Annotated in this window: 16 protein-coding genes; 12 read left to right on the forward strand and 4 right to left on the reverse strand. The window is 42.9% G+C overall.

Annotation, left to right across the window (positions count from 1 at the left end; genetic code table 11):
* Positions 1–90: 90 nt before the first annotated feature.
* The 4 genes from QMG91_RS21170 (at position 91) to QMG91_RS21185 (ending at position 4,187) form a co-directional block, all read left to right on the forward strand.
* The gene (locus QMG91_RS21170; protein WP_281831987.1) at positions 91–1,746 is read left to right on the forward strand and encodes a (2,3-dihydroxybenzoyl)adenylate synthase; all 1,656 of its coding nucleotides are present in this window, start codon (positions 91–93) and stop codon (positions 1,744–1,746) included.
* 188 nt (positions 1,747–1,934) lie between these two features.
* A complete protein-coding gene (locus QMG91_RS21175; RefSeq protein WP_281831989.1) occupies positions 1,935–2,276 on the forward strand; it encodes an isochorismate lyase in 342 nt (113 codons plus the stop codon).
* A 148-nt stretch (positions 2,277–2,424) separates the two neighbouring features.
* Entirely contained in the window at positions 2,425–3,318 is an 894-nt protein-coding gene (locus QMG91_RS21180; protein WP_022598765.1) for an isochorismatase, read from the forward strand.
* A 53-nt stretch (positions 3,319–3,371) separates the two neighbouring features.
* On the forward strand, positions 3,372–4,187 hold the full coding sequence (locus QMG91_RS21185) for a siderophore-interacting protein (RefSeq protein ID WP_022598764.1): 816 nt from the start codon (positions 3,372–3,374) through the stop codon (positions 4,185–4,187).
* Positions 4,188–4,262: 75 nt separating this feature from the next.
* On the opposite strand, the gene QMG91_RS21190 is transcribed toward QMG91_RS21185, so the two are convergent.
* On the reverse strand, positions 4,263–5,891 hold the full coding sequence (locus QMG91_RS21190; RefSeq protein ID WP_022598762.1) for a (2,3-dihydroxybenzoyl)adenylate synthase: 1,629 nt from the start codon (positions 5,889–5,891) through the stop codon (positions 4,263–4,265).
* A gap of 8 nt (positions 5,892–5,899) precedes the next feature.
* Positions 5,900–7,081 carry an isochorismate synthase gene (locus tag QMG91_RS21195; RefSeq protein ID WP_281831992.1) on the reverse strand — a complete coding sequence of 394 codons (1,182 nt, stop codon included), beginning with the start codon at positions 7,079–7,081 and terminating at the stop codon, positions 5,900–5,902.
* A gap of 265 nt (positions 7,082–7,346) precedes the next feature.
* Here QMG91_RS21195 and QMG91_RS21200 point away from each other — a divergent pair, with 265 nt between their 5' ends.
* Positions 7,347–8,132, forward strand: a complete 786-nt coding sequence (locus QMG91_RS21200) for a 2,3-dihydro-2,3-dihydroxybenzoate dehydrogenase (protein WP_223099891.1) — start codon at positions 7,347–7,349, stop codon at positions 8,130–8,132.
* Between the two features lie 104 nt (positions 8,133–8,236).
* Here QMG91_RS21200 and QMG91_RS21205 read toward each other — a convergent pair whose 3' ends face one another.
* The gene (locus tag QMG91_RS21205; RefSeq protein WP_281831996.1) at positions 8,237–9,307 is read right to left on the reverse strand and encodes a 3-deoxy-7-phosphoheptulonate synthase; all 1,071 of its coding nucleotides are present in this window, start codon (positions 9,305–9,307) and stop codon (positions 8,237–8,239) included.
* Between the two features lie 362 nt (positions 9,308–9,669).
* Here QMG91_RS21205 and QMG91_RS21210 point away from each other — a divergent pair, with 362 nt between their 5' ends.
* On the forward strand, positions 9,670–14,157 hold the full coding sequence (locus QMG91_RS21210) for an amino acid adenylation domain-containing protein (protein WP_281831998.1): 4,488 nt from the start codon (positions 9,670–9,672) through the stop codon (positions 14,155–14,157).
* A 124-nt stretch (positions 14,158–14,281) separates the two neighbouring features.
* Here QMG91_RS21210 and QMG91_RS21215 read toward each other — a convergent pair whose 3' ends face one another.
* A complete protein-coding gene (locus QMG91_RS21215; RefSeq protein WP_281832000.1) occupies positions 14,282–15,586 on the reverse strand; it encodes an NtaA/DmoA family FMN-dependent monooxygenase in 1,305 nt (434 codons plus the stop codon).
* Between the two features lie 247 nt (positions 15,587–15,833).
* Between QMG91_RS21215 and fepB the strand changes: the two genes are divergently transcribed.
* From fepB to QMG91_RS21245, 6 genes are all read left to right on the forward strand, one after another.
* On the forward strand, positions 15,834–16,799 hold the full coding sequence (fepB, locus tag QMG91_RS21220; protein WP_281832002.1) for a Fe2+-enterobactin ABC transporter substrate-binding protein: 966 nt from the start codon (positions 15,834–15,836) through the stop codon (positions 16,797–16,799).
* A gap of 19 nt (positions 16,800–16,818) precedes the next feature.
* Positions 16,819–17,865 (forward strand): FecCD family ABC transporter permease, encoded by a 1,047-nt coding sequence (locus QMG91_RS21225; protein WP_281832004.1) that lies wholly within the window; start codon positions 16,819–16,821, stop codon positions 17,863–17,865.
* The gene (locus QMG91_RS21230) at positions 17,862–18,923 is read left to right on the forward strand and encodes a FecCD family ABC transporter permease (RefSeq protein ID WP_281832006.1); all 1,062 of its coding nucleotides are present in this window, start codon (positions 17,862–17,864) and stop codon (positions 18,921–18,923) included. The genes QMG91_RS21225 and QMG91_RS21230 overlap by 4 nt, the downstream gene beginning before the upstream one ends.
* A 203-nt stretch (positions 18,924–19,126) precedes the next feature.
* On the forward strand, positions 19,127–22,342 hold the full coding sequence (locus tag QMG91_RS29010) for a condensation domain-containing protein (protein ID WP_409351280.1): 3,216 nt from the start codon (positions 19,127–19,129) through the stop codon (positions 22,340–22,342).
* A gap of 114 nt (positions 22,343–22,456) precedes the next feature.
* Positions 22,457–23,269, forward strand: coding sequence for an ABC transporter ATP-binding protein (locus QMG91_RS21240; RefSeq protein ID WP_281832008.1), 813 nt, complete (start codon positions 22,457–22,459; stop codon positions 23,267–23,269).
* Between the two features lie 8 nt (positions 23,270–23,277).
* The gene (locus QMG91_RS21245) at positions 23,278–23,901 is read left to right on the forward strand and encodes a 4'-phosphopantetheinyl transferase family protein (protein ID WP_281870343.1); all 624 of its coding nucleotides are present in this window, start codon (positions 23,278–23,280) and stop codon (positions 23,899–23,901) included.
* Positions 23,902–23,983 lie beyond the last annotated feature (82 nt).

A 23,983-nucleotide genomic window follows, 5' to 3' on the forward strand; every position in this document is an offset into this window, starting at 1 on the left:
AGTAGTCGTCAGTTGGATTGAATTTGCTCAGGTAATTTTTTTCCTTCTGAACACTTGTTTTGACATCACAAAAATGTAACCGGGAATAACATGGATACTGTCCTCAAGGAGAATGCGGATCAACACAGCTTATTGCATGGCTTTATTGATCATCCCGCACATCAATCCGAAAAATTTAAAAATGCCAACCTATGGCTAAATACACCCTTGTGGGGAATTTTAACTGAAGGCGTCAACAAACACCCAGCTAAGAAGGCTGTCGCTGATTCTAGAGGTGGGCTTTCCTATGAAGAATTATTGCGAGAAGCAGACAGGATCGCTGCAGGTTTAAAAGAGAATGGTCTACGTTCTGGAGATCGGGTGGTCTTTCAAGTTTCAAATAGCCTTGAGTTCGCGAAGGTATTTTTTGGGATTCAGAGGTTGGGTTTAGTGCCTGTGCTAGCATTACCTGCACATGGAATTGTTGAAATAAGTCATTTTATGAAAGTGTCTGGAGCAAAGGCATATTTTGGCTCCAATCTGGAAAATGACGGAAAAGCAATAAAAATTTCAGATGCATTATCTGAAGAATTTTCTGAGCTTGAGCATATCTACATAGCTGGTGATTCTGGAAAATACTGCTCTATACCTGAAGGTGAGGTAAATCAATTTGTTCCTGATGATTCTAATCCGAATCATCCTGCATTATTTTTAGTTTCCGGTGGTACTACTGGTCTTCCCAAACTGATTCCCAGAACACATAACGACTATCGTTTCAATATTCAAAGTTGCTCAACTGCTAGTGAGTTAACGAGTGAAGAGGTTTATCTTGCTGTACTACCAGCCGCCCACAATTTCACCTTGGGTTGCCCAGGGTTGCTAGGTGCCCTTCATTCCGGTGGGCAGGTTATTTTTAGTTCAAATCCTAGCCCCGACTATTGCTTTGATCTTATTGAAAAGAATGAAGTTACTGCCACGGCTTTGGTTCCTGCGTTAGCTCAGTTGTGGACCGCTGCCAAGGAGTGGGAGAAAGCCGATACATCGAGTTTGAGACTACTACAGGTTGGTGGTTCTAAACTTGCGTACTCCGACGCGCTCAATGTTCAGAAATCCTTCCCTGGAGCGCTTCAACAAGTTTTTGGAATGGCGGAAGGACTGATTGCCTGTACCCGTCTTGGGGACAAAGATGAGTTAATTGCAATTAAGCAAGGTCGCCCTGTAAGTCATTGGGATGAGGTTCGCGTGGTTAATACAGAAGGTGAACCAGTTTCAGTTGGTGAAGAGGGAGAGTTGCTTACACGTGGACCATACACCTTAAGAGGTTACTACCGTGCCAAAGAGCATAATGAGCGCTCTTTTACTCAGGATGGATTTTACCGAAGTGGTGACCGTGTAGTCGTGGATGAGAACGGTTATATAGTAGTAACTGGAAGAATTAAAGATGTTGTTAACCGCGCAGGTGAATGCATAGCAACTGATGAATTAGAAGAACAGTTACTTGCGCACCCCAATGTTGCGCAGGTAGCTGTAGTGGCGGTACCAGATAAGCATCTAGGTGAAAGGATTGGAGTCGCGATAGTAAAGAAAGGAGCAGTCCCAACGCTTCAAGATTTAAGAACCTTTCTTCAACAGCGAGGTATTGCATCGTTCAAACTGCCTGATGAGTTAAATATCTTGATGAGCTTACCCAAGACAGCGGTTGGCAAGATTGATAAAAAACGCGTTCCTGGTCCAGATGGTACTCCTTGGATCTCTACACCTATATAAGCGAGATTAGGCTGTTAATTTACGGTTTAATTTTATTTTAAAACCAAAGGTATACCGATTGAACATTATTCGATAATAAGATACATTCTCATTTCGTTTTAAAGGCGAAAAATTTCTATTTTTTCATATTCTTCAATGAGTAAAGAGTAAAAATAGAAGGCAGGGAATGAAATTTAAAGGAAATTAACGTGTCATCTTTAAAGAAGCCAGAAGCTTGCGAAAGTCTTAACGATATCCGGATAGGAATTGATACCCTCGACAAAGAGATTGTGCATATTCTTTCAAGGCGAATGGGGTATGTAAAAGCAGCAGCTCAGTTTAAGCCCAATGAAGAAAGTATCCCGGCTCCTGAACGCGTCGCTGTGATGTTAGAAGACAGGAAAAAGTGGGCAGAAGAAGTCGGGATATCAACAGAATATGTTGAAACATTATTCTCTAACATCATCGATTGGTACATTAACCAACAAATAAAGCACTGGCGTACTGAGAGAGGGCTTTCAATTGAAGAGTCCGAAGATACGGCAACTTGATAATAACTTTTTAAGCTTTCTAGTTAAGTGAGAAATTAGAGTATTTCATAATATTATTACTTTAGTTGTTGAGCGCAAAAGATCTGATTTATCAGGCTATTAAACTAAGAACGTCAGGTGCTAATTAGAGTATTAAGGACAATCACAAATGGCTATACCTAAAATTGCGAGTTACGACTTGCCTGAACACAAAGAATTTCCAGAAAACAGAACTAACTGGAAAATTAACCCAAGTGACGCTGTGCTGTTAATTCACGACATGCAAGAATATTTTGTGAATTATTATGAGGTGAATGCCTCTCCTATGGCTGATATTTTAAAAAATATACAAGAGCTAAAAAAGAAAGCCAAAGAAGCGGGGATAGCAGTTGTATATACAGCTCAACCTGCAAATCAAGACCCTAAAGAAAGAGCACTGTTAACAGATTTCTGGGGTCCCGGGTTAAATGGCGACCACACCCCAGTTGTTTCGGTACTCTCGCCAGAAGAAGATGATATTGAGTATGTCAAATGGCGTTACAGTGCATTCAAAAAAACGCCATTACTTGATTATCTGCAAGCTAATGGCAAAACTCAGTTAATCATTTCTGGGATCTACGGTCACATTGGCATTCTATCCACAGCGCTTGATGCCTTTATGTTGGATATTCAGCCATTTATTGTAGGGGATGCAATTGCTGATTTCTCTCGTGAAGACCATATCCATACACTGAACTATGTTGCGGGTAGAGCGGGTAGTATTAAAACACTCGATGAGATTGTCGAGGAAATCAAATCCTCTGAATGTCCCGCTCTAAGCTTGGATATTTTGCAGTCTGATGTAGCTGAAACACTAGGTGTCTCTGCGGAAGATATTGATGTGAATGAAAATCTTATGTTTATGGGATTGGACTCTATGAGAGCTATGACTCTTGTAGAAAAGTGGAACAAACAGGGTGCAAATGTCTCTTTTTCTCAGCTTATAGAGGCGGTTTCATTGCAAGAGTGGTGGCAAACAATACAAGCAACTGCCAACAACAAAAAAGAAGAAGTTTCAGCATAAACATCCTATGCAAGATAGTTCCAATTTCTTCAATATCTATAAGGGGTAAATTTATGAGCGATAATTCGGAGCGTTTATATCCGATGTTGTTGAACTTCGTGCGTAAAAAAAACGTTTCTAAAAACTTGCTAAGAGTTACAGTAACTGGTGAAGATCTAGAAGGATTTCCTGAAAATCAAAATGGTTCACATATAAAGGTTTTTTTCCCAAATAGGGAGAATGGAATTTTGCAGCTACCATATAGAGAAGGGGAGACAATCTTTTGGCCTGAGCATAAACCTGTTCCTAGAGCCTATTCAGTCAGGGAATACCGGGCTGATGTGAATGAGCTTGACATTGATTTTGTCACTCACGGTGAAAATTCTCCTGGTGGAGGATGGGCAATCAAGGCTAATGAAGGCTCTCAGATTGGTCTTGTTGGTCCCGCTGGTCCAGACCCACTTATTGCACCGGCGGATTGGCATGTACTTGCTGGCGATCTTACAGCTGCTCCAGCTATTTGCGCTATTTTGGAAGAGTTTCCCTCTGACACCATTGGTTTTGCATTTATTGAGATTGATGATATTGAAGATAAGCACGATATCAAGCATCCAGAAGGTGTCGCCGTTGAGTGGATTCTAAGAGGACCGAAAGACGGTCACGCTCAGTTAAGCGAGGCTATCAGTAATCTAACCCCTCCGAGTGGTGCTGAGACGCTCTCTGCTTTCATTGCTGGTGAAAATGAAAGTGTTCTCGCTTGCCGAAAAGTACTTAGAGAAGAATATAAACTGACCAAGAAAAACATGTATGCCATTCCTTACTGGAAACGAGGAAAGGACGAAGAGGCTTATCATGCCGAGCGTCACGAAGTCATGGATGAAGAATACTAACTCCTTCTAGTGCATCTAACAAAAAAACCGAACTCATTGAGTTCGGTTTTTTATTGGTTCTGAGGCCGTTAAAGATTAAGCTTGAGCGTATTCCTCTCGAAGCTTTTTCTTGTTGATTTTACCTACTGAAGTTTTTGGTAATGAATCGACAAATTTAATGAGATCAGGAATTTTGTAGTCCGCCAAGCCGCAATCACGCAAGAAGTATTTCAGCTTGATCGGATTAACTTCGAAGCCCTCTGCCTTCACGATCACCGCGCAGCTACGCTCTCCCAGGTAATCATCAGGAATAGCAACCAACGCGGCATCATGAACACCATCATGGCGAAGCAACTGGTTTTCAACTTCTTCGGCAGCAATCTTCTCGCCACCTCGGTTAATCTGGTCTTTATCTCGACCCGTTACGATGATATTGCCCTCTTCAGTGAGTTTGACAATGTCCCCAGTGCTATAAAACCCGTCTTGACTAAACGAACGGCGATTATGCTCTTCTGCGCGGTAGTAGCCGCGAATCGTGTAAGGTCCCTGAGTCAGAAGAAAGCCTTCTTCCCCTGTTGGGACAAGGTTTCCATTTTCGTCTACCACCTTTACCTGATCATGCTTAGAAATAGGTCGACCTTGGGTAGAAGCAATGACTTCAATCGGATCATCCAGTCTAGTGTAATTAACCAAACCTTCAGCCATACCAAATACCTGCTGAAGCTGACAGCCCAACTTTGTCGGCAGTTCTCTAGCGGCAGTTTCGCTAAACTTTGCTCCTCCCACCTGAACCAATTCAAGGCTTGAAATGTCATGGTGAGTAGTTTGAGCTTGATCCATCCACAGCAATGCTAACGGCGGGACTAGACCAGACACTGTTACGTTATGATCTTCAATCAGCTTGAATGCAGACTTTGGAGTTGGGTCCTGTGTCAACACAACAGTTCCGCCCGCAAAAAAGACGCCTAACGCACCCGGAGAACTCAATGGAAAGTTATGAGCAACGGGCAGGGCACAAAGGTAACGTGTGTTCTCATCAAATTCACAGATGACGTTGCTGCCAACCACACTGTAAGCGTAATCGTTGTGTGTACGAGGAATCAGCTTTGGTGTTCCCGTCGTGCCACCTGACAGTTGGAAGAAAGCCAAATCTGATGCGTCTGCAGTTTGGATATGATCAGGTTGCCCTTTAACCTCATCCAGTGCGGTGAATCTTTCGTCTTTAATGTTCGAAGAGTCGCCTCTTACCAAGACATGTTTAAGTGCGTTATCTTCGCTAAGAACTTGCTTTGCCAGTTCCTGATAGTCAAACCCAGTGTGGTCGCCATCGATAATGTAGGCTTTTGCTTCAGCATGAGCGCAAAAATAAGACACTTCAGAAAATCGGTGGGCGGGCAGAGCCAATACGGGTCGAATGCCTTTCTGCAATAATGCGAAGTAACAGAGATAGAACTCTGCGACGTTCGTCATTTGCAATACAACATTATCACCCTTCTTCAAACCCAAAGATTGAAAGCCAGACGCCAGCGTGGAGATTCGCTCAGCTAAATTCTCGTAGGTAAATTGACGTTCACCGCACACAAGAGCAATGTGGTCGCCAAACTGAGCGACGGAATGTTGGAAATGGTCAAAAAGCGTTTTGTCTTCCCAGTATCCAAGATCCTTGTATTGAGTGACCAGAAAGTCTGGCCACAAGGTAAAATCTAAATGATTATTCAATCCCACAAATTCACCTATGCTGTCAGCATGTCTTTTAGCTGGATACCAGCGGCAGTCAAAATGGTGTTCATCTTCGCGCCTGTTTCATCCAGCTCACTTTGAGGCTGAGATTCATCAACAATGCCCGCGCCGGCAAACACTTTCATTTGTCGCTTCTGCACTTCAGCACAACGGATGGTCACTACCCATTCACCGTTGCCTCTTGAGTCACACCAACCCACCATGCCCGTAAAGTAACCGCGATCGAACTGTTCCAGTTTTCTGATTGCGTCGTATGCTTTTTCACGTGGGTAACCACACACGGCTGGGGTAGGGTGTAATTCTGCAGCCACCTTCAACACGTTGATTGCTGGGTCATTAACCTGTCCTTCCAGAACAGTTGAAAGGTGCAACATCGTTTTGGTTTCGATAACTGAAGGAATCATTGGTGTGTAGAGGTTGTAGCAGTATTGGCTCATTACACGCTCAACTTCTTCTACAACCAGACCATGCTCGTAGAGATCTTTGTTGGTGTTTAACAAAGAGTTAACGGAATTTTGGTTCTGTTCATCTGAATCAGAACGTGGGCGAGAACCTGCCAGCGGGTTGGAGATCAAGTGACTTCCTTTTTTTGCCACCAGAAGCTCTGGGCTCGCTCCCATTAGCTTTTGCTCGTCACTGATGTTTGCAGCAAAGGTATACCCCTTAGAATTGATCGATAAAAGATTACGGAGTAGAGCCTGCTGTTGAATATCGGTATCAGTGGCGACTTCAATTGCACGAGAAAGTACCACTTTAGACAGCTCGGTATTGGCAAACATGTCCAGAAGATCAGAAACGCCTTGCTTGTAATGATGACCACTTGGCGAAGAGATAACTCTTGCGTCGGAAGAAGATTGCGAACTTGGTCTGAGTGCCCTTGTACTACTTGAAATGTACAGTTTTTCAGGAACAATAAATTTGGTCGGGTTTTCTTCGTTAAACGGTACGACACCAAATAGGACAGGATTATCCGATTCACTTTTCTTAGCTGCTTGGAGCATTTCGTTCGCTTTTTCAGCCAACTTTGAAAATTCAATAGGTTCGTGGAATTCGTTTTCGACTCCAGAGCCCATCATTGTGTTATTTGGGGAAGCGAAGAAAAATGGAGACGACAACAGCTCGCTATCCAACAGCTCACTTTCCATTTTTGAGTAGCCAATCACTTCTCTTTTCATAACAGATCCCTCTTGAAAATTAGATCGTGATGAAAGCCTTTGTGCAGAATCGTAAGAACGACCCAGTCATAGGTTTGTTCATCATCCGGTTGCTTATTTTTGGGACTAAGATTACAGTTACCAACGATCAAATGCTAATGATAATAATTACCATTTGCTATTAATTCTCATTATTGAATATTGGTCACATTTCACGGCGATTTCTATTAAGGATATGTTAACGAGATTGCTTTTTTGATTATTTTTCATTCGGTTATTTGCAAATATGCCAAAATTTCTTGATGGACAGCACGTTTTTCTGACAGGGGCTGCAAAAGGTATCGGGTTTAGTGCGCTGGAAAGCTTATTAGATGCAGGAGCGAAAGTATTAGCAACGGACATTGATGAGCAGTTACTCGCCAAGAAGTCCGATTTCCTATCTACACAATTCCCAGGACAACTTCGAATTGCGAAATTGGATCTATCGCAACCTGAGTATGTTAAGGAATGTATTCATGGTTGGATTGAAGAGCACGGATATTTCGACCATATGGTGAGCTGCGCCGGTATTCTTCATCTCGGAGCCTTGTGTGATATGCCATTCGAGCAAGTTGAGCATACATTCATGGTGAATTCTTTTGGGGTATTGGCTGCGATGCAAGCAGTATCTGTAAGCATGAAACGACGTGGCAAAGGCAATATCGTTGTTGTTGGTTCCAATGCGGCAAACACGCCGAGAGCAAATATGGGGGCTTATGCCGCTTCAAAATCCGCACTGCATATGTTTGTAAAGTCGATTGGTATTGAGTTAGCCCCTTTGGGGATTCGCTGTAATATTGTGAGTCCGGGCTCTACGCGTACAGAAATGCAGCTGCAGCTTTGGAATGAAAATTATGGTGAAGAGCAAGTGATAGCAGGTAATGCCGAGCAGTTTAGATTGGGCATACCACTCAAGAAAATCGCAGAACCTGAGGATATAGCGAAAACCATTTTGTTCTTGATGTCAGAAGGAGCTAATCATATCACCATGCATGACTTGCGAGTGGATGGTGGGGCCACATTAGATAACTAAACTGGTTGTTTACACGAAATAAAAAGAAAGCGGTGCGATGCACCGCTTTTTACATTCAGTTTTGTTAGAAACCGCTACGTAGGGTAATCGATTGCTTATTTGTGTTAGGCAACGGTGGAAAACTGCTTGCGCTCTGCTACAGATACCGCTTCAGAAAAGATATTCAAAATATCAATGGTATCTTCCCAGCTCAAACACTCATCAGTGATCGACTGTCCCTTGGTTAAAGGGAAGTCACCGATTTTTTGCGCGCCACCAACCAAGAAGCTCTCTGACATAACGCCAGCAATATATTGCTCACCCTCTATAATTTGGTTGGCAATATTTCTAGCCACATCCAATTGGTTTTTGGCCACTTTAAGGCTGTTACCATGACTGCAGTCAACTACAAGGCGAGGGTTGAGATCACTTGCCTCAAGTTGTTTGGTTACTTCACAAATGTTCTCATTGGAATAGTTTGGCTGCTTACCGCCTCTCAGGATGATATGTCCGGCTGGATTTCCTTTGGTCATCGCAGCGATAGGTGCGTCTCCAAAACCTGGCACACAGATTAGATGGGAGGAATTAGCAGCGTGAATGGCGTCAATCGCGATATTTACGTTGCCGTCAGTTCCATTTTTAAATCCGATGGGACAAGGAATGCCCGACGCCATTTGTCTATGGGTTTGAGACTCTGTTGTCCTGGCTCCAATCGCACCCCAGCAAATAAGATCAGAAATATATGGGTAAACGGTGGTATCTAAAAACTCGGTTGCTGTAGCCAGTTTCAAATCAACAACGTCTTTCAAGAATCGACGAGCAACAAACAGCCCTTTTCTCATGTTGTGGCTATCGTCCAAATCAGGATCGACAATCAACCCTTTCCAGCCTACTCGTGTACGGGGTTTTTCAAAGTAGGTTCTCATTACAATCAGAAGTTCATCCTGATACTGGCTCTGAATGCTAGCCAGCTTTCTAGCATACTCCAGACCCGCTTCAGGGTCGTGTATCGAACAGGGACCAATTATCACCAATAATCGACTGTCTTCACCATTCAGTATCTGGGTGATTTCTGTTCTTTTTTGATTGATGAATGATTCACTCTCTGAATCCAACGCTATTTCATTAACCACATCAGGCACTCTTGGGAGTGTGCCAATAGGCGTTGAGTGAATCAGCTTTTGTAGATCTTGCATCCTTCCTCCTACAAGAAGTGTTCCTTGATGCTTTACCTTTAAACAAAGTTGAACCCAAATATGCAATTAGTTGGGTTAAATTTTAAACAAATGATAATCATTATCATTTTGGCGTTGGGATTATTAAGATATGAACGCCCTAATGTCAAGCCTATTATCTGAGCTGAACTTAGTATTCTAGATAATAAAATCAATGATATGGCGTTAAGTCATTCAAATACTCATTAAACTTCGGTGATATACAACGGATCTCATTTATGAAAATGATAATAATTATTATTAATGTTTGAGTTGAGCCTAAATGTGGTGTATTTAAATAATCAGTTTTGCCATTGGGCACATTTTTAATGGATTAAATACAAATGAAAGAACTGACAACCATACAAGCAGCTTATTTGGTCGGCAGACAATCTGGTCAATCGATGGGAGGGGTTGCCGCTCATATTTATGCGGAATTTGATGGGGAAAATATTAATGAGGAGCGGTTAGCACTTGCGGTAACCAGACTTTATGCTGGTCATTCTATGCTAAGAATGAAAATCACCCCTGAAGGGCAGCAGACCATTTCTCCTTTGTCCTCAATTCATAAGCTTGTTGTTGATAACATCGAACACTTAAACTCAGAAGACACCGAGTCATTTTTACTAGACAAACGTGCCACTAAAACGGATCAAAAACTCGATTTAGAAAACGGTCAATGTATAGAAATTAGCGCCACTTTTCATTCAAAAGGTCAATGCCGCCTTCATATTGACGTGGATATGATTGCTGTTGATGCGCAGAGTTTTCGAATTTTAGTAGAAGAGTTAGCCAAATTTTACACAAATGAACAATCTGGAAATGACGCTCCACAAGGGGTTCCTTTCTTTGAATATTTAGAAAGACAAGCCGCAGACAAGTACTTAGTCTCAAAAAGAAAAGAAGACAAAAAATGGTGGCAAGAACGATTGGAAAGTGTTGCAGATGCACCTGCATTTCCTTACGTTAGCGAGAATATTGACCGTCAACATGGTCACAGTCAGCGATTTACTCATTTGTTCACACCTGACGAGAGAGCGTCTATTGAAAGCCTGGCTAAAACGCATCGTTTAACTCAGACTCAGCTCTTTTTGACCTTGTTCTCACAAGCTATTGGGAGTTCTTGTAACGCTCCTGATTTCCGATTGAATGTGCCCACCTTCCATAGAGGGTTTTATGAAGGTGATGTCGACGCCATCATTGGTGATTTTTCCAACTTGCTGATTTACAGCGCCAGTTTAAAAGCGCAAGAATCTACTCTTAACCATTGTCGTCGCACAGCCAATCAGCTTAATCAATTACTTAGCCATGAACACTATTCAGGTGTTGCGTTGATGCGTGATCTCTCTCGTCATCATGGTACGGTGCAGGCTTCACCAGTTGTATTTACTTCGGGTCTGGATTTTGATGGAGATAACCTGTTCACTGATGCCGTCACCAAGGCATTCGGTAAGATGAATTGGGTGATCTCTCAAGGTGCTCAGGTAACTTTAGATGCTCAGATAGCCCCCGCATACGATGGAATATTCGTGAATTGGGATGTGCGGATGGACGTCTTCCCCGAAGGTTTTGTTCAAACACTCTTCGATAAGTTTATAGCTATTGTAAGATCGTTGGCAGCCAACCCAGAAAGCATCCATCTCTCATTGGAACAGACGTTGGCAAATCTGGGATTTGATTGCCCTTCACTACCTTTAAATAGCGCATCACCTAAGCCATTAACTGAACTTCAAAAATCTTATCTCTTAGGTCGCTCCACTCAGATTCCGATGGGTGGCACTGCAATGCATGAATTCAGGGAATACCGAGGCAAGATCGACTCAAGTTTGGTTGAATCCCGCTTAAAATTGTTAGTTAAAAAATTCGACGCACTTCGCACGCATATAGATGAGCATAAGCTTCTTCAGCATGTCTCTGCTAAAGCAGTTCTTAACTTTCATTCTCACGATCTTCGACACCTTTCCATTGAACAATCACTGGAAGAAATAGAAACAATTCGCGTGGCAAGTAATCATGCGATGCACGATCTCTCAAGGTCTCCTTGGTCTGTATCAGTAATCCAACTACCTGAATCGGAGTTGGATTATCAAACAGTTGTATTTACCAGCTTTGATGCGTTAATCGTTGATGGAAGAACACACTCTCTTATTCTTTCTGAGTTACTGAAAAAGAATAGCGATCAACTGCAAGAGATCAGCACGAATCAAACGCCTGTTTCAAACCAAGAAACCGAAAAAGATAACGCTAAAAAACTTGCAGACGAAACATACTGGGAGAACAAACTGAATCCAGAGTGCGCGCCACCTTCACTTCCTTGGAAGCAACGATTAGAAAACATTAAAGCTTCACGTTATCAACGAGAAAGTATCGTCATCGAGAAATCGATGGTGACTCAGTTAACGATGGCGAGTGCTGCTAACAGTTTGTTCTTAAATTCAGCCCTTTCAGCTCTAATTCTTGAAGGGATGTCTTATTGGACTACAGAGCAAGAGATGAGGGTAGGGTTTCCAGTTGCTATCCCGCAAAATGATCGTCCACTGGGTAATGACTCTACGTTTGTTATTCTGGAATACCGAAAAAATGAAGGCACTTTATTAGACCGTGCTCGAAGCATGCAGAGTGACATGCTTGAGGCCCTCGACCATCTGGACTTCTCAGGTGTTGATATTAATCGGCAACTCATGAGTACCCGTTCGACAGCACTGGCTCTACCTGTAGTGGTCACTAATGGTCTGGCTTGGGATACCCTTTCAGAGGAAGACGATTTAGTGTTCTTTTCGGGTGTGACACAAACACCTCAAGTTGCCCTCGACATTCGGCTTAACTTTGATGAAAGCAAGAACTTGGTTCTGAGTTTCGACTACGCTGTGGATGCTCTAGATAAGCAAGTTGTTGTTTCGATACTCGCGTCAATTGAGCGTCATGTGCAAGCCCTGTGTGAGACTAAGAATTTCGATATTGCCTCACACAAAGTCGTTAACCTTGACCACTATAAGCTCAATTGCGATGAGTCAGAATTTGAGTGCTCTAAGTTTTTAGCCAAGATTGCAAAAAATGTAGGTGAGAACGCTTCTAGCGATATTGCGGTTATATGTGGTGACAGACAGATAAGCTACAAAGCCTTTGGAGAAGATGTCCACAAGGTGATGCAGCACATTTCCCATCTTGGTTTGAAACAAGGTGATGTGTTGGCAATATGTATGCCTAAAAGCCCAGAGCATCTGGTGATGACTATTGCTTGTTCATTATCTGGAATCATTTGGGTACCCATTGATGCTTCTTCACCAGAAGAACGCTTGGACTACCTGCTGAGTAACTGCAATGCGAACTTGGTTGTGACTAGGCAACCATCCGACAGAGCGAACTCAGTGACGTATGAGTCACTTTTACAAACTGTCGATGAAACCTACGCCTTACTTTCCAACGATGAGTTAGAAGCGTTGAGCAAAAGTGAACAAGGCTCTTACTACTTGTATACCTCAGGGACAACAGGGAAACCTAAATGCGTGGTGGTAAACAGTAGAGCAACTTCCAATGTTGTGGGGGAAACCTGTAAGGCATGGGAAATTACATCTGATGATGTTTTGATGTGTGTGACACCTTTCCATCACGATCTTTCTGTATTCGACATCTATGCGTCATTTGCGACAGGCGCAACCATTGTGTTACCTGCTATGGGGGAAGAGAAAGATGCCATTAGATGGAATCAATTGGTTGAACAGCATGGCATCACCATCTGGCAATCTGTTCCTGCTCTTATGGAAATGTTGCTGTCCTGTATGCAGGGCGAAAAACTAAAATCCTTGCGACTAGTTTGCCAGGGCGGCGACTACGTTAAGCCTAAAACCATTCAAGAACTTCGAGCACTTGAGCAAGATATCCGTATGGTTTCGATTGGTGGTCCAACAGAAACAACGATCTGGAGTGTATGGCACTTTGTGACAGACGAAGATATCACAGTCATTCCGTATGGTAGACCATTCCCTGCAAACCAGTACTTTATTATGGACGGTTTAGGAAAACACGTACCTCAGGGCGTTGTTGGTCGAATCATGACGGTTGGGGTAAACCTTGCTTCAGGATACCTAGAAGACGGTGAGTTAAAACAAACTGACTTTGTGACTATTGTTGATGATAAAGGTGACGAAGTCAGAGCCTTTAGAACAGGAGACCTGGGGTATTACCGCGAAGATGGAAATATCATCTTTGCTGGACGAGTTAATGGATACGTTAAGGTGAGAGGGGTGCGCGTCTCACTTCCTGATGTTGAGAAAGAACTCAATCGATGCCCTACGATTGAGCAAGTATTGATTGTTGATTATACCGAGCGTAACGGTGATATTGCTTTGGGCGCGATTTATACTGTTGCTGAAGGTCAATCAGCGAGCGCAGTTGATATCCGTGATTTTGCCCAGCAATGTTTGCCAAACTCTCATGTTCCGTCACAACTGCTTGAGCTAGAAAAACTTCCATTATCACGAAATGGTAAGTTCGATCGAATCCAAGCGAGAGAGCTATTAATTGGTTCAATTAATCAAAAAGAGTCAGTAAAACAACCAGAGTTGAATGTAGCTTCAGGCATTGTTTCTCAAAAGAACAGATCAATTGATACATTGGATCATAAGAGGATTATTGAAGCTTATGAGAAGGTGATAGGAAAGCATCAGGTTGGATTTGATGAACAAAGTCCATTCTTGTCTTTAGGACTTAAGCCATCTCACCTAAAGGAGATTGCTACTCAACTCAATCACGTTTTTGGTTCTAAAATTGTCGCACGTAAGCTGATCAAATGCAGAAATGCGAAAGAGGTTGGTAAGGTGATTTCAATCTGAGGTCACGTTGCCTTTAGTTAATAACAGCTGAACCAAACCAGATGGTTCAGCTGTTTTTAATTAACCATATAAAATTGAGTTGCTTGCCTGCGAACTGAATTTGACAGTATTAAGGGTATGAAATCTATAGGTTTAAATGTTCACGCAAAGTCGAACCCTGATACTCCTTTCTGAACATTCCTGACTCCGAAAGCATCGGCATTAGCTTGCCAAAAAACAAATTCATTGATTCGATGGAGCCGCCCGGAACGGCAATGATACCGTCGGCTGCGCCTGCCCGGAAACGTTGTTCAATCTCATTGAAGGCATCTTCTGGCGTACCTACTACGAGCCAATGCGAAGAACCTGCAACCTCTGGTCGCTTCAGAAGTTCAGCTACAGTAGGTTGTTCTCGCTCGATCAGACGTCTGATTAGGTCTGAGTGCGTTTTGCTTCTCACCTGTCTATCTAATTTTGGAAGCATGTCAGGGGTAATAATCGTTTCTTCTGATAGTAAACTGATATCCAGACCTATCGCTTCTTTTACATAATTGTACTTCCGAGATAGCGGAACTTGGGCATGAGTTTCCTGATAGAGCTCTTCTGCTTCTTCTTTAGTTTCAGCCAGGTACAGGCTAATGCCCGGAAACACCTTGATTTGGTCTGGGTTTCTGCCTTGTGTCTCTGCTCGTTTTCTTAGGTCTTTTCTTAGCTCAATACCTGCTTCGATGTCAGGTGTTGCGGCAAAAACAGCATCTGCCACGCGAGACGCGAAGTTTCTCCCTGAATTGGATGAACCTGCCTGGAAAAGAGGAATAGAACCACTTGGGTGACCAGGAACATTCAGAGGACCTTCTACAGAGAAGTAGTCCCCTTTATGTTCAATTGGGGAGATTTGGCTCGTGTCCGCATAGTGACCAGTTTCTTTGTCCATAATCAGTGATTCGTTCGGGTAACTTTGCCAAAGTTCTTGTACGACCTTAGTAAACTCTTCAGCTTTTATGTATTTTTCTTCAGAAGACATCATTGTGTCTTCACCAAAGTTTTTATTTCCGTCGATAGCTGTGACGACATTCCAACCGATGCGCCCTTTGGTTACCCAATTCAGAGATTGCAGTTGACGAGCAACAACGTAGGGAGGGTTATAGGTTGTGGATGCTGTTGAGATGAGACCGATTTTTTCAGTTTCACGTGCCAATGTCGCGATGAGAACCATTGGATCCAAGCTACTAAAACCAGGTTCTGAATCTAGCACTGCCGTATTCACAAATAACGTATCTGGTCTGAACAGAAAATCTAATTTGGCTTTTTCTGCTTTTTTAGCGAGCTCAACATAGAAATTGGTAGAGTAGAGATCTTCAATGCCGCTGTTGCTGCGACGCCAACCATTCTTGGTCATCCAGCTAGCGGCTAAAGCCATACCGACGCAAAGCTGCTTATTCTCTTTCATCTTCTAATTATCCTTTTTATTACAGCAAAACCTTTGAAATGGTATCGCACTAGCATCAACTGTTTTTGACGAGGTTTCTCAGGGATTTATCTTGATCTATCGATATGAAAGTAGTTAGCATATCCCGAGATTAACGTCATTCAGAACAAGTACCTAGGGTCTAAAAACCTAAGCAAATGATATAGAGTAACTCTGAATCCAGTTATAACCCCTTCATATAGTAAGATAATTGTAAATGATAACCGAAATGAGAATTACTTTTATAACTAAATGCTTTATTTTTTGCATGGCTTTACTTTCCTCAAATGTGTTTGCAAATAACACGTTAAACGCCTCCGACGCTTATCCTCGAGTATTTGTGAATGCTGATGGATCCGAAACAGTTATTCCTGCCAAACCTAAACGGATTCTTTCTACATCCGTGACGATAAGCGGAACTTTACTTGCTATTGATGCGCCTCTAATTGCTAGCGCTTCTAACTATGAAGGTAAATTTTTTAAGCAATGGGCAGACTTGGCTAATCAGCGACAGGTTGAAAGCATATGGCCTGCAGGCAGCGTTGATTTGGAATCAGCGTATATTTACGAGCCCGATTTAATTGTTGTTGCATGGCGAGGAGCCGATTCGGCCAGAGAGCAAGTAGCAGAATTTCAACAAATCGCACCTACGATCATATTGGATTACACTGCCCAATCTTGGCAGGATTTGGCTATCAAGCTTGGAGTCGCATCAGGGCTAGAGAAACAAGCGAAACAACGTATTGATGAATTCGACCTACTTATAGAAGAAAGTAAGAGTAAAATAAGAATCCCTGAAGGAGAGACAAATATTGTTGCCTATTATGGCGCGGGAGCGACCAACGCTATTGCACTGGAAACAGGAGTTCACGCGAAGTTGCTTTCTGACCTTGGTTTTAACATGGAGGTGCAGAATCGCCAATGGCATGATAATACAATTCCGCTTTCCGATTTCTTGCGAGTACACTTTGAGCTCCTTACGCAGCTTAAAGCTCAGACTACCTTTTTGTTAGAGGCGAATGACAAAAGCGCAGAAGCGTTTATGCAGGATCCTATTCTTGTAAACCTTCCCTCTGTAAAGAAAAAACAAGTTTTTGGCTTGGGTATGAATTCGTTTCGAATCGACATGTATAGTGCGATGGAAATTGTTAATGGAATCGTTGAAAGGTTTGGCGACCAGAATAATTCGGGCTAATGCATAAAGGATATTTGAGATGACAGCAAAGACCAACGCTGCTCCTTCAATTATGTCTAAAGATTCAAGAAACAAAAGAAGACGTACTTGGTTCTTTATTGGATTAGGTCTACTGTTTGTAGTTTCTTGCTTCAGTCTTTTTATCGGAACGCACTACATCTCACCTAGCGTGACATTGGATGCGATATTCTCGTTTGATCAGAGCAATAGTGACCATCTTCTTGTTCAGCACCTGAGAATTCCCAGAACGCTTCTTGCTATCGTAGTCGGCGGAGCCCTAGGCGTATCTGGGGTTGTCATGCAGGGTTTAACACGCAACCCTCTGGCTGATCCTGGAATACTGGGTGTTAATGCAGGGGCTGCCGTTGCAGTGGTTTCGGCGATAGCGTTTCTTGACCTCTATGAAGTGGTTTACGTCATGTGGTTTGGCTTGCTCGGGGCTGCGATTGCAGGGGCTGGTGTGTTTTTGCTTGCTGGCGTCCGAAAAGGGGTCAATCCTGTCCGGGTAGTATTGGCTGGTACAGCGTTGTCGGTCGTATTACTTGCGTTAACTCATATGATTACTGTTAACAGTCATGAGATGGTGTTTGAGCAGTTCCGGCACTGGTCAGTAGGTTCATTTCAAGGTCGTGGTTACGATGTAGTTATTCCAACCTCAATGTTAATTGTTGTAGGGATGATTATCGCGTTCTCTTTAAGCAAAGCTTTGGATACCGTATCACTGGGAGAAGATATAGGCCATGCCCTTGGTGTCAATCCTTTGAAAATATGGAGTCTGGCTTCAATAGCTATCATTATTTTGGCCGGTGCCTCAACAGCAGCTGCAGGACCGATCACTTTTGTTGGCCTTACTGCCCCCCATATTGTACGTATGATATCCGGTCCTGATCATAATTGGTTAATGCCTTTTTCCTTACTTATAGCATCCATTCTGGCTGTAGTTGCAGACGTATTAGGGAGAATCATTGGTTACCCTAATGAGATAAGCGTGGGAATCATGATTGCATTGATTGGAGGTCCATTCTTTATATTCTTGGTTAAACGCTGGAAGATTTCCCAACTATGATTAATCAACTTTTTTCTTCTTATCAGTTGAATAATGGCTTTGTCTGGCGTTTTGGTCGTTTTTCTATTTCGTATCAGCCTGTACACATCTTTGTAGCATCAATACTTCTGTTGTTTGTTTGTGTGCTTTCTGCCTATTCAATGACACTTGGCAAATTCAATATCTCGTTTATTCAGGTTGTCGAAGCAATATTTGGGATGGGCGAAGGTGGCGTTAAAGAACGGGTCATCCTTAACATCAGGTTGCCAAAAGTTCTGACCGCCGTTTTTGTTGGCGCGGCATTGGGGCTATCTGGTGCGGTATTTCAGTCAGTGTCACGTAACGCTCTCGGTTCGCCGGATGTCATTGGTTTTACGACTGGCGCTGCAACGGGGGCAATTGCTCAAATAGTGTTGTTTGAACAAGGGGCGCTCGAAGTTGCATTAGCCGCAATTATAGGCGGAATTCTCACAGCCGTTATCGTTTATCTGTTGGCTGTAAAAGCTGGAGTTGTCGGTGGGTATCGATTGATACTGACCGGTATTGGTATAGGATCTATTCTCAGCGCGCTTAATGGTTTAATGCTCGTAAAGGGCAATCTGGATAACGCAATAATGGCTAACCTTTGGCTTGCGGGTTCTCTGCACGCCAGAACATGGACACACGTATACCCTGTACTTATTGGTGTCTTGTTGCTGTTACCCGTGATGATGATATTAAAGCGTCCATTGTCCATGATAGAGATGGGGGACGATATCGCGACTCAACTGGGAATTCGGGTTGAGCGGGTTCGCCTTTCGATGATTTTCTTCGCAGTAGTATTAGCTGCATTGGCAACAGGCGCAGCAGGTCCGATAGCTTTCATAGCGTTGGCTGCCCCTCAACTCGTTACAAGACTAAGGCAGTCAAGAGCACTATCCCTACTTTCCTCTGCTCTAATGGGCGCAATGTTGGTCTTAATGGCGGACATTTTGATTCAGTGGTTGCCGTTCCAAGCAAGTGTTCCCATCGGTCGAATGACAGGTATTGTTGGTGGCATTTACTTGATTTGGCTATTAACACGATCAAGACAATTTTAAATTATTCATATGAATCTTATTTAATTTTCATTTATGCAAATGAGAATACTTTACATTTAGATTTGTTGAGAATAAAGTAACTTCCCTGATTTTCAATCGCCTAAATATGAAAGCCCAATCTAGCAGTACTAGTCTCTGTAATCATTCGGCTTTGGCTCCCTTAAAGGACAACTCTGGACTCATTCAGAGTAGGAGAAAGGAACATGACAAATAACAAGCTCCACTTACAGGAAAAGAGTGGGCGTGGCAACGCAGTAACGGAATTTGAAGAGAGAGTTTGGATGCACCATCAACAAAACGAAGATGGAACAAGTCAATACTCGGCAGCATACCACCTCATAGGGAAAACAAACATCGGTAGGTTGGTGGCGGCATTAAGCAAACTTCCTCAATTTGTGCCATCCCTTAATGTTTGCTATCAGTTTGATGAAGATGCTGGATTGTTGAAATCGGGAGGGAACTCTGCGTCTCACACCATCAATATTGAAGCCGTAGATTCTGTTCAGGGCGCAATTTTCCATCTTCAAAGTAAGCAATCAACTCCTATCGCTCTTGAAAGCCAATATCCGATCCAGTTCACGGTCTATATTTGTGAAGAAAAAGAGATCGTCTTGGGTGTGATTTCCCACCAAATATTGAACGGTGAGGTATCTTGGAAAGAGACTTTTGAGGTGCTGAGTTCTTTGTACAACCATGGTCTTTCCGCGATAGATAACCCAGCAAGACACACGCAACTGACTGGTTTTACTCCACTGTCAAAAACGCAAGACCTATCGGTCTCCCGCTTGCCTTGGATTAAACGATCTGCACAAGACATTGAATTGGTACAAACGGGTGTCAGCGAAGACATTTCGTCTTACCTACAAGCACCAGTTTCAAGAAAGTTCTCGACGTCTATCCAAAGAAGCAGCTACGAAACACGCTTTGGAAGAGCGATGAGTGAGGTAGAAATCCTCTCAGCGACGGCAGTTCTGTTTGCCCGATATGTATCAGAATCTAATGGTCTGGACAGCCTGAATGTATTTATTCCAGTAGACATTAGCCAAAAAGATCACGAAATCAATGGCTCAATGATTGAGTCTGGTTTGACCCATTTGAATTTAGGCAATTTGAACGTTGATCTTGGTGAAGCGATCACTGAAGTTGCGGCGCACTTAAATTCTGCAGATCAATCAGAAGCCAGCTTTGATACGGTTGCTGAATCTGCGGCTCTGGTGACTTGGCTCGTCAATCCGGCAGAGTATCTATCACTTGAAGACATAGAAGCAAAAAAACTACCAGTCGCACCTCTTCAACCTAAGTTTGAAATTTCCTTGGGTGTCGGTATTGATCGACAAGGTGAACTGAGTTTTGAACTTGTTACAGCCTCATCCGTTTCACCTCATATCGGTGCTTACTTATTCGAGCAGTTCATTGCGTACATTGGTGGTGAACGAGTGGCTAAGCCAGTTACTGAGGCGCAGAATACAGCTTTTAGCGAATTACCTAGCCAGGTCAATGAGCAAACTCATTCCGTTTCAGATGTGATATTGGTTGAGTTTCGTGAGGCATTATCATCGGAGAATATGACGAAGGATGATGACTTTTTCGATTTCGGTGGACATTCGTTAATTGCAACCAGAGTGATTGGTCGATTGCTTACCAATCATGGAATAGAAGTTCACATTAACGATTTATTCAGTCATCCAACTGCAGCTGAACTGGCAAAACACGCTAAGAGTGACAAAGATATTGAGCCCTTAGACGTGAATACAAAAATTGTTGAAGATCAGCAATCCGACACTGTTAATCTTATTTTGGCTGAATTTAAAGAAGCATTGGCATCAGATTCAATGACTGCAACTGATGATTTCTTTGATTTTGGAGGGCACTCCCTTATTGCCACTCGGGTAATTGGACGTTTACTGACAACCTACAATATAGAAGTCAATATAAACGATCTATTTAGTTATCCAACAGCTCAGTCTTTGGCTGAACATGCTGTGGTTCATGACTCTGAACAGACTGATGAGCAAAAGCTTGACGCTGAAGTTGGGACTTCTAGTGCGCCATTGTCATTTGCACAAAATTCACTTTGGAAGGCGATTACCAAGTACTCAAAATTTGGTCTAGATACGATTTTCAATTTGCCATTTGCATTACGTTTTCTTGATGAAGTGGATGAAGTTGTATTTGGAGAAGCATATAGAGATATTCTTGTTCGCCATACAGGCTTACGTAGCCAGTTCTTTGATGATAACGGATCTCCACTTCAAAAAGTCGTTGACGCAAGGGAAATCGATAATTACAAGTGGTTCTGGACTTCAGATGAATGTGAAATTGAAGATAGAGATGAGTTTCTTAAACAAGAAGCTGGTCATGCTTTTGATTTAGAGAATGAACTGCCACTTAGAGTGCGTTTTATTCGCTGCAAAGAAACAGGGCTTCAATTCCTTTCCTTCCTATTCCATCACATTGTACTTGATGAGTGGTCTGTGAATTTAATGATGGATGAACTGGTACACGCGTATAAGCAGCGTTTGCAAGGTAACCCCCCAGTTTGGAGAAGCGAACCGTTACCATTCCACGAATTTGCCCGTCAGCAGAGAAGTTCAGGAATGAACCAAAAACATCTAGATTATTGGTTAAACAACCTAAAAGGCGTGCCTTGGGCGAAACCAATTTTCCCAGAAGATCACCCTCTGAAAGGTAAAGGCGAAACTTCTGTAGCAGAAGGTGGATGGGTTGAAATTCAGATTGAAAAAGAGGTTAGGGAGGGGTTATATACTCTTGCTAAATCTCAAAGTGCGTCTCTCTTTAACGTTGTTTACGCATCAATTGCGACATCTCTACACTTCTTAGGAGCACCTGAAAAGTTAATTGTCGGAACACCGTCAGCAGGGCGATTAGACGCGGAGTACTTTGATACAATCGGGTATTTCACGACTATCGTAGTTCATCTGGTTAAATTTGCAGGTGTTCAGACGGTATCTGATTTGATTGCTCAGGTTAAAAACAATATCAACGAATCGATGCCATATACAGATATCCCTATTGATCTTATCGAAGAGGGGCTTGTCGGTGGTGAACCCGATGTTGAAGGTCACATGTTCGAAGTCTTCATTCAGCTTCACGCAAAGAATAAGTTTAACGGTGCTCTTGAGTTACCTAACGGCGATCGACTGGACTTCCAACAGGTTGACCCGGATAAAAGCGAATCAGGTTTAGGTTTGCAATTTGAAGTATTAGAAGAAGTGGTTAACGGCGAACAGGTTCTGCGTGTGATGATGAGTTACATGTCTAAGAACTACAGCCCAGCACAGGTCAAGCTTCTGTCTGATACAACAAGTGCTCTATTTGCCGAATTTGCGAAATCTGCTAGGGGTGACCAGCTGCTTGAAGACATAAAAGGACGTGTTATCGATTCTGAAACTGTGTAATGCTCGTCATGCATTAGTCATTACACAATAAGAATTCGTTGCGTTTGAGCGGCATTGAGGGGAAGATACTCTCAATGCTGCTTTGTTTTTTTAATACCGTTAAATCAGAAAGTTATGACCCTATCTACACCAACCAAATTCAACACTTCATTTCGGTTAAAGGGTGAGAACCTCAAACTTGCCTACGAAAATCGGGTCATCTGTGAAGATCTCGAACTCAGTATTCCCGAAGGAAAGTTCACAGTAATCGTTGGACCTAACGGTTGTGGCAAGTCTACGTTGCTAAGAAGTCTGTGTCGTTTGCTAAAACCTGTTCACGGGCAAGTGTGTCTGAATGGTAAAAACATTCAGGAAATGCCAGCAAAAGAATTAGCCAGAGAATTAGGCTTGTTGCCTCAAAGCTCTCAGGCGCCTGATGGTATTCGTGTTGTTGATCTTATAGCTCGTGGGCGTTACCCCCATCAAAAGCTATTTAAGCAATGGAGCCCGGAAGATCAGGAAGCGGTATCTCAGGCGATGGAAGATACTGGTGTGACAGAACTGGCTGAAAGGCAGGTGGATGAACTTTCTGGTGGACAAAAGCAACGAGTCTGGATCGCTATGGTGCTGGCACAGAAAACCCCGACAGTTTTGCTGGATGAACCAACGACCTATCTGGACGTGGCTCACCAGATTGATTTACTGGAATTATTCCGAAGCCTTAACCGAGAAAAGAAACACACCATTGTTGCCGTGCTGCATGACCTGAATCAGGCATGTCGATACGCTGATCACCTTATTGCGTTTTCCGGAGGGGAGATTGTTGCTCAAGGTGAGCCTAAAACCCTGATCGATGCTGCTCTGGTCAAGAAGGTATTTGGTCTGGACAGCGTTATCATAGATGATCCCGTTAGCCATACGCCTATGATAGTGCCACTAGGAAAGTAACCACTAAAATGTCTTTTCTGGCTGAATTACAAATCCGAACACTCGGACCTGTCAAAATCTGGCAGCGTCAGTTTGATGTGTCCCAATACTCTGATTCTCATTCTTCCGAATTAGCCATTGAATTGCCCCAAGAAATGAACCGTGCTGTACCAAAAAGGAAAGCCGAGTTTACTGCTGGTAGAGTTGTCGCCAGGGAGGCTCTGCAAGACTTGGGAGTCACTCACACCAAACTTCCGATTGGTGAGCATAGGGCACCTATTTGGCCCAAAGGCTACTTAGGAAGTATCTCCCACACTGACAACTTAGCCCTTGCTACGGTTGCACGTGACAGTGAAGTATCTATGTTAGGGCTAGATGTAGAAAACCTGATTGATGAATCGCAAGTCCAAACGCTAATGCCCATGTTTGCTTCTGATGCCGAAATGGACTGGCAGCCAACAAGTGGACTTACACCACAGCAGTTTGCGACTCTGATTTTCTCAGCCAAAGAGAGCGTTTTTAAAGCTATCTACCCCTACATAAAAAACTACTTAGAATTCTCAGATTCGATACTGCGAAATGTGGATGTTGAATCGGGGACTTTGCAGCTTCAATTATGTAATCAAGCTAAAAACTGTTTGGTGAGCCACTGATTTTAAAGGTTTATTTTACTTTTGAAGCGGAAAGCGTCTTCACTTTGATTTGTGACCATCGAAAACATCGATTGATATGATA

Origin of the sequence: Vibrio nigripulchritudo, assembly GCF_027924785.1 — a bacterium.
Classification (GTDB): domain Bacteria; phylum Pseudomonadota; class Gammaproteobacteria; order Enterobacterales; family Vibrionaceae; genus Vibrio; species Vibrio nigripulchritudo.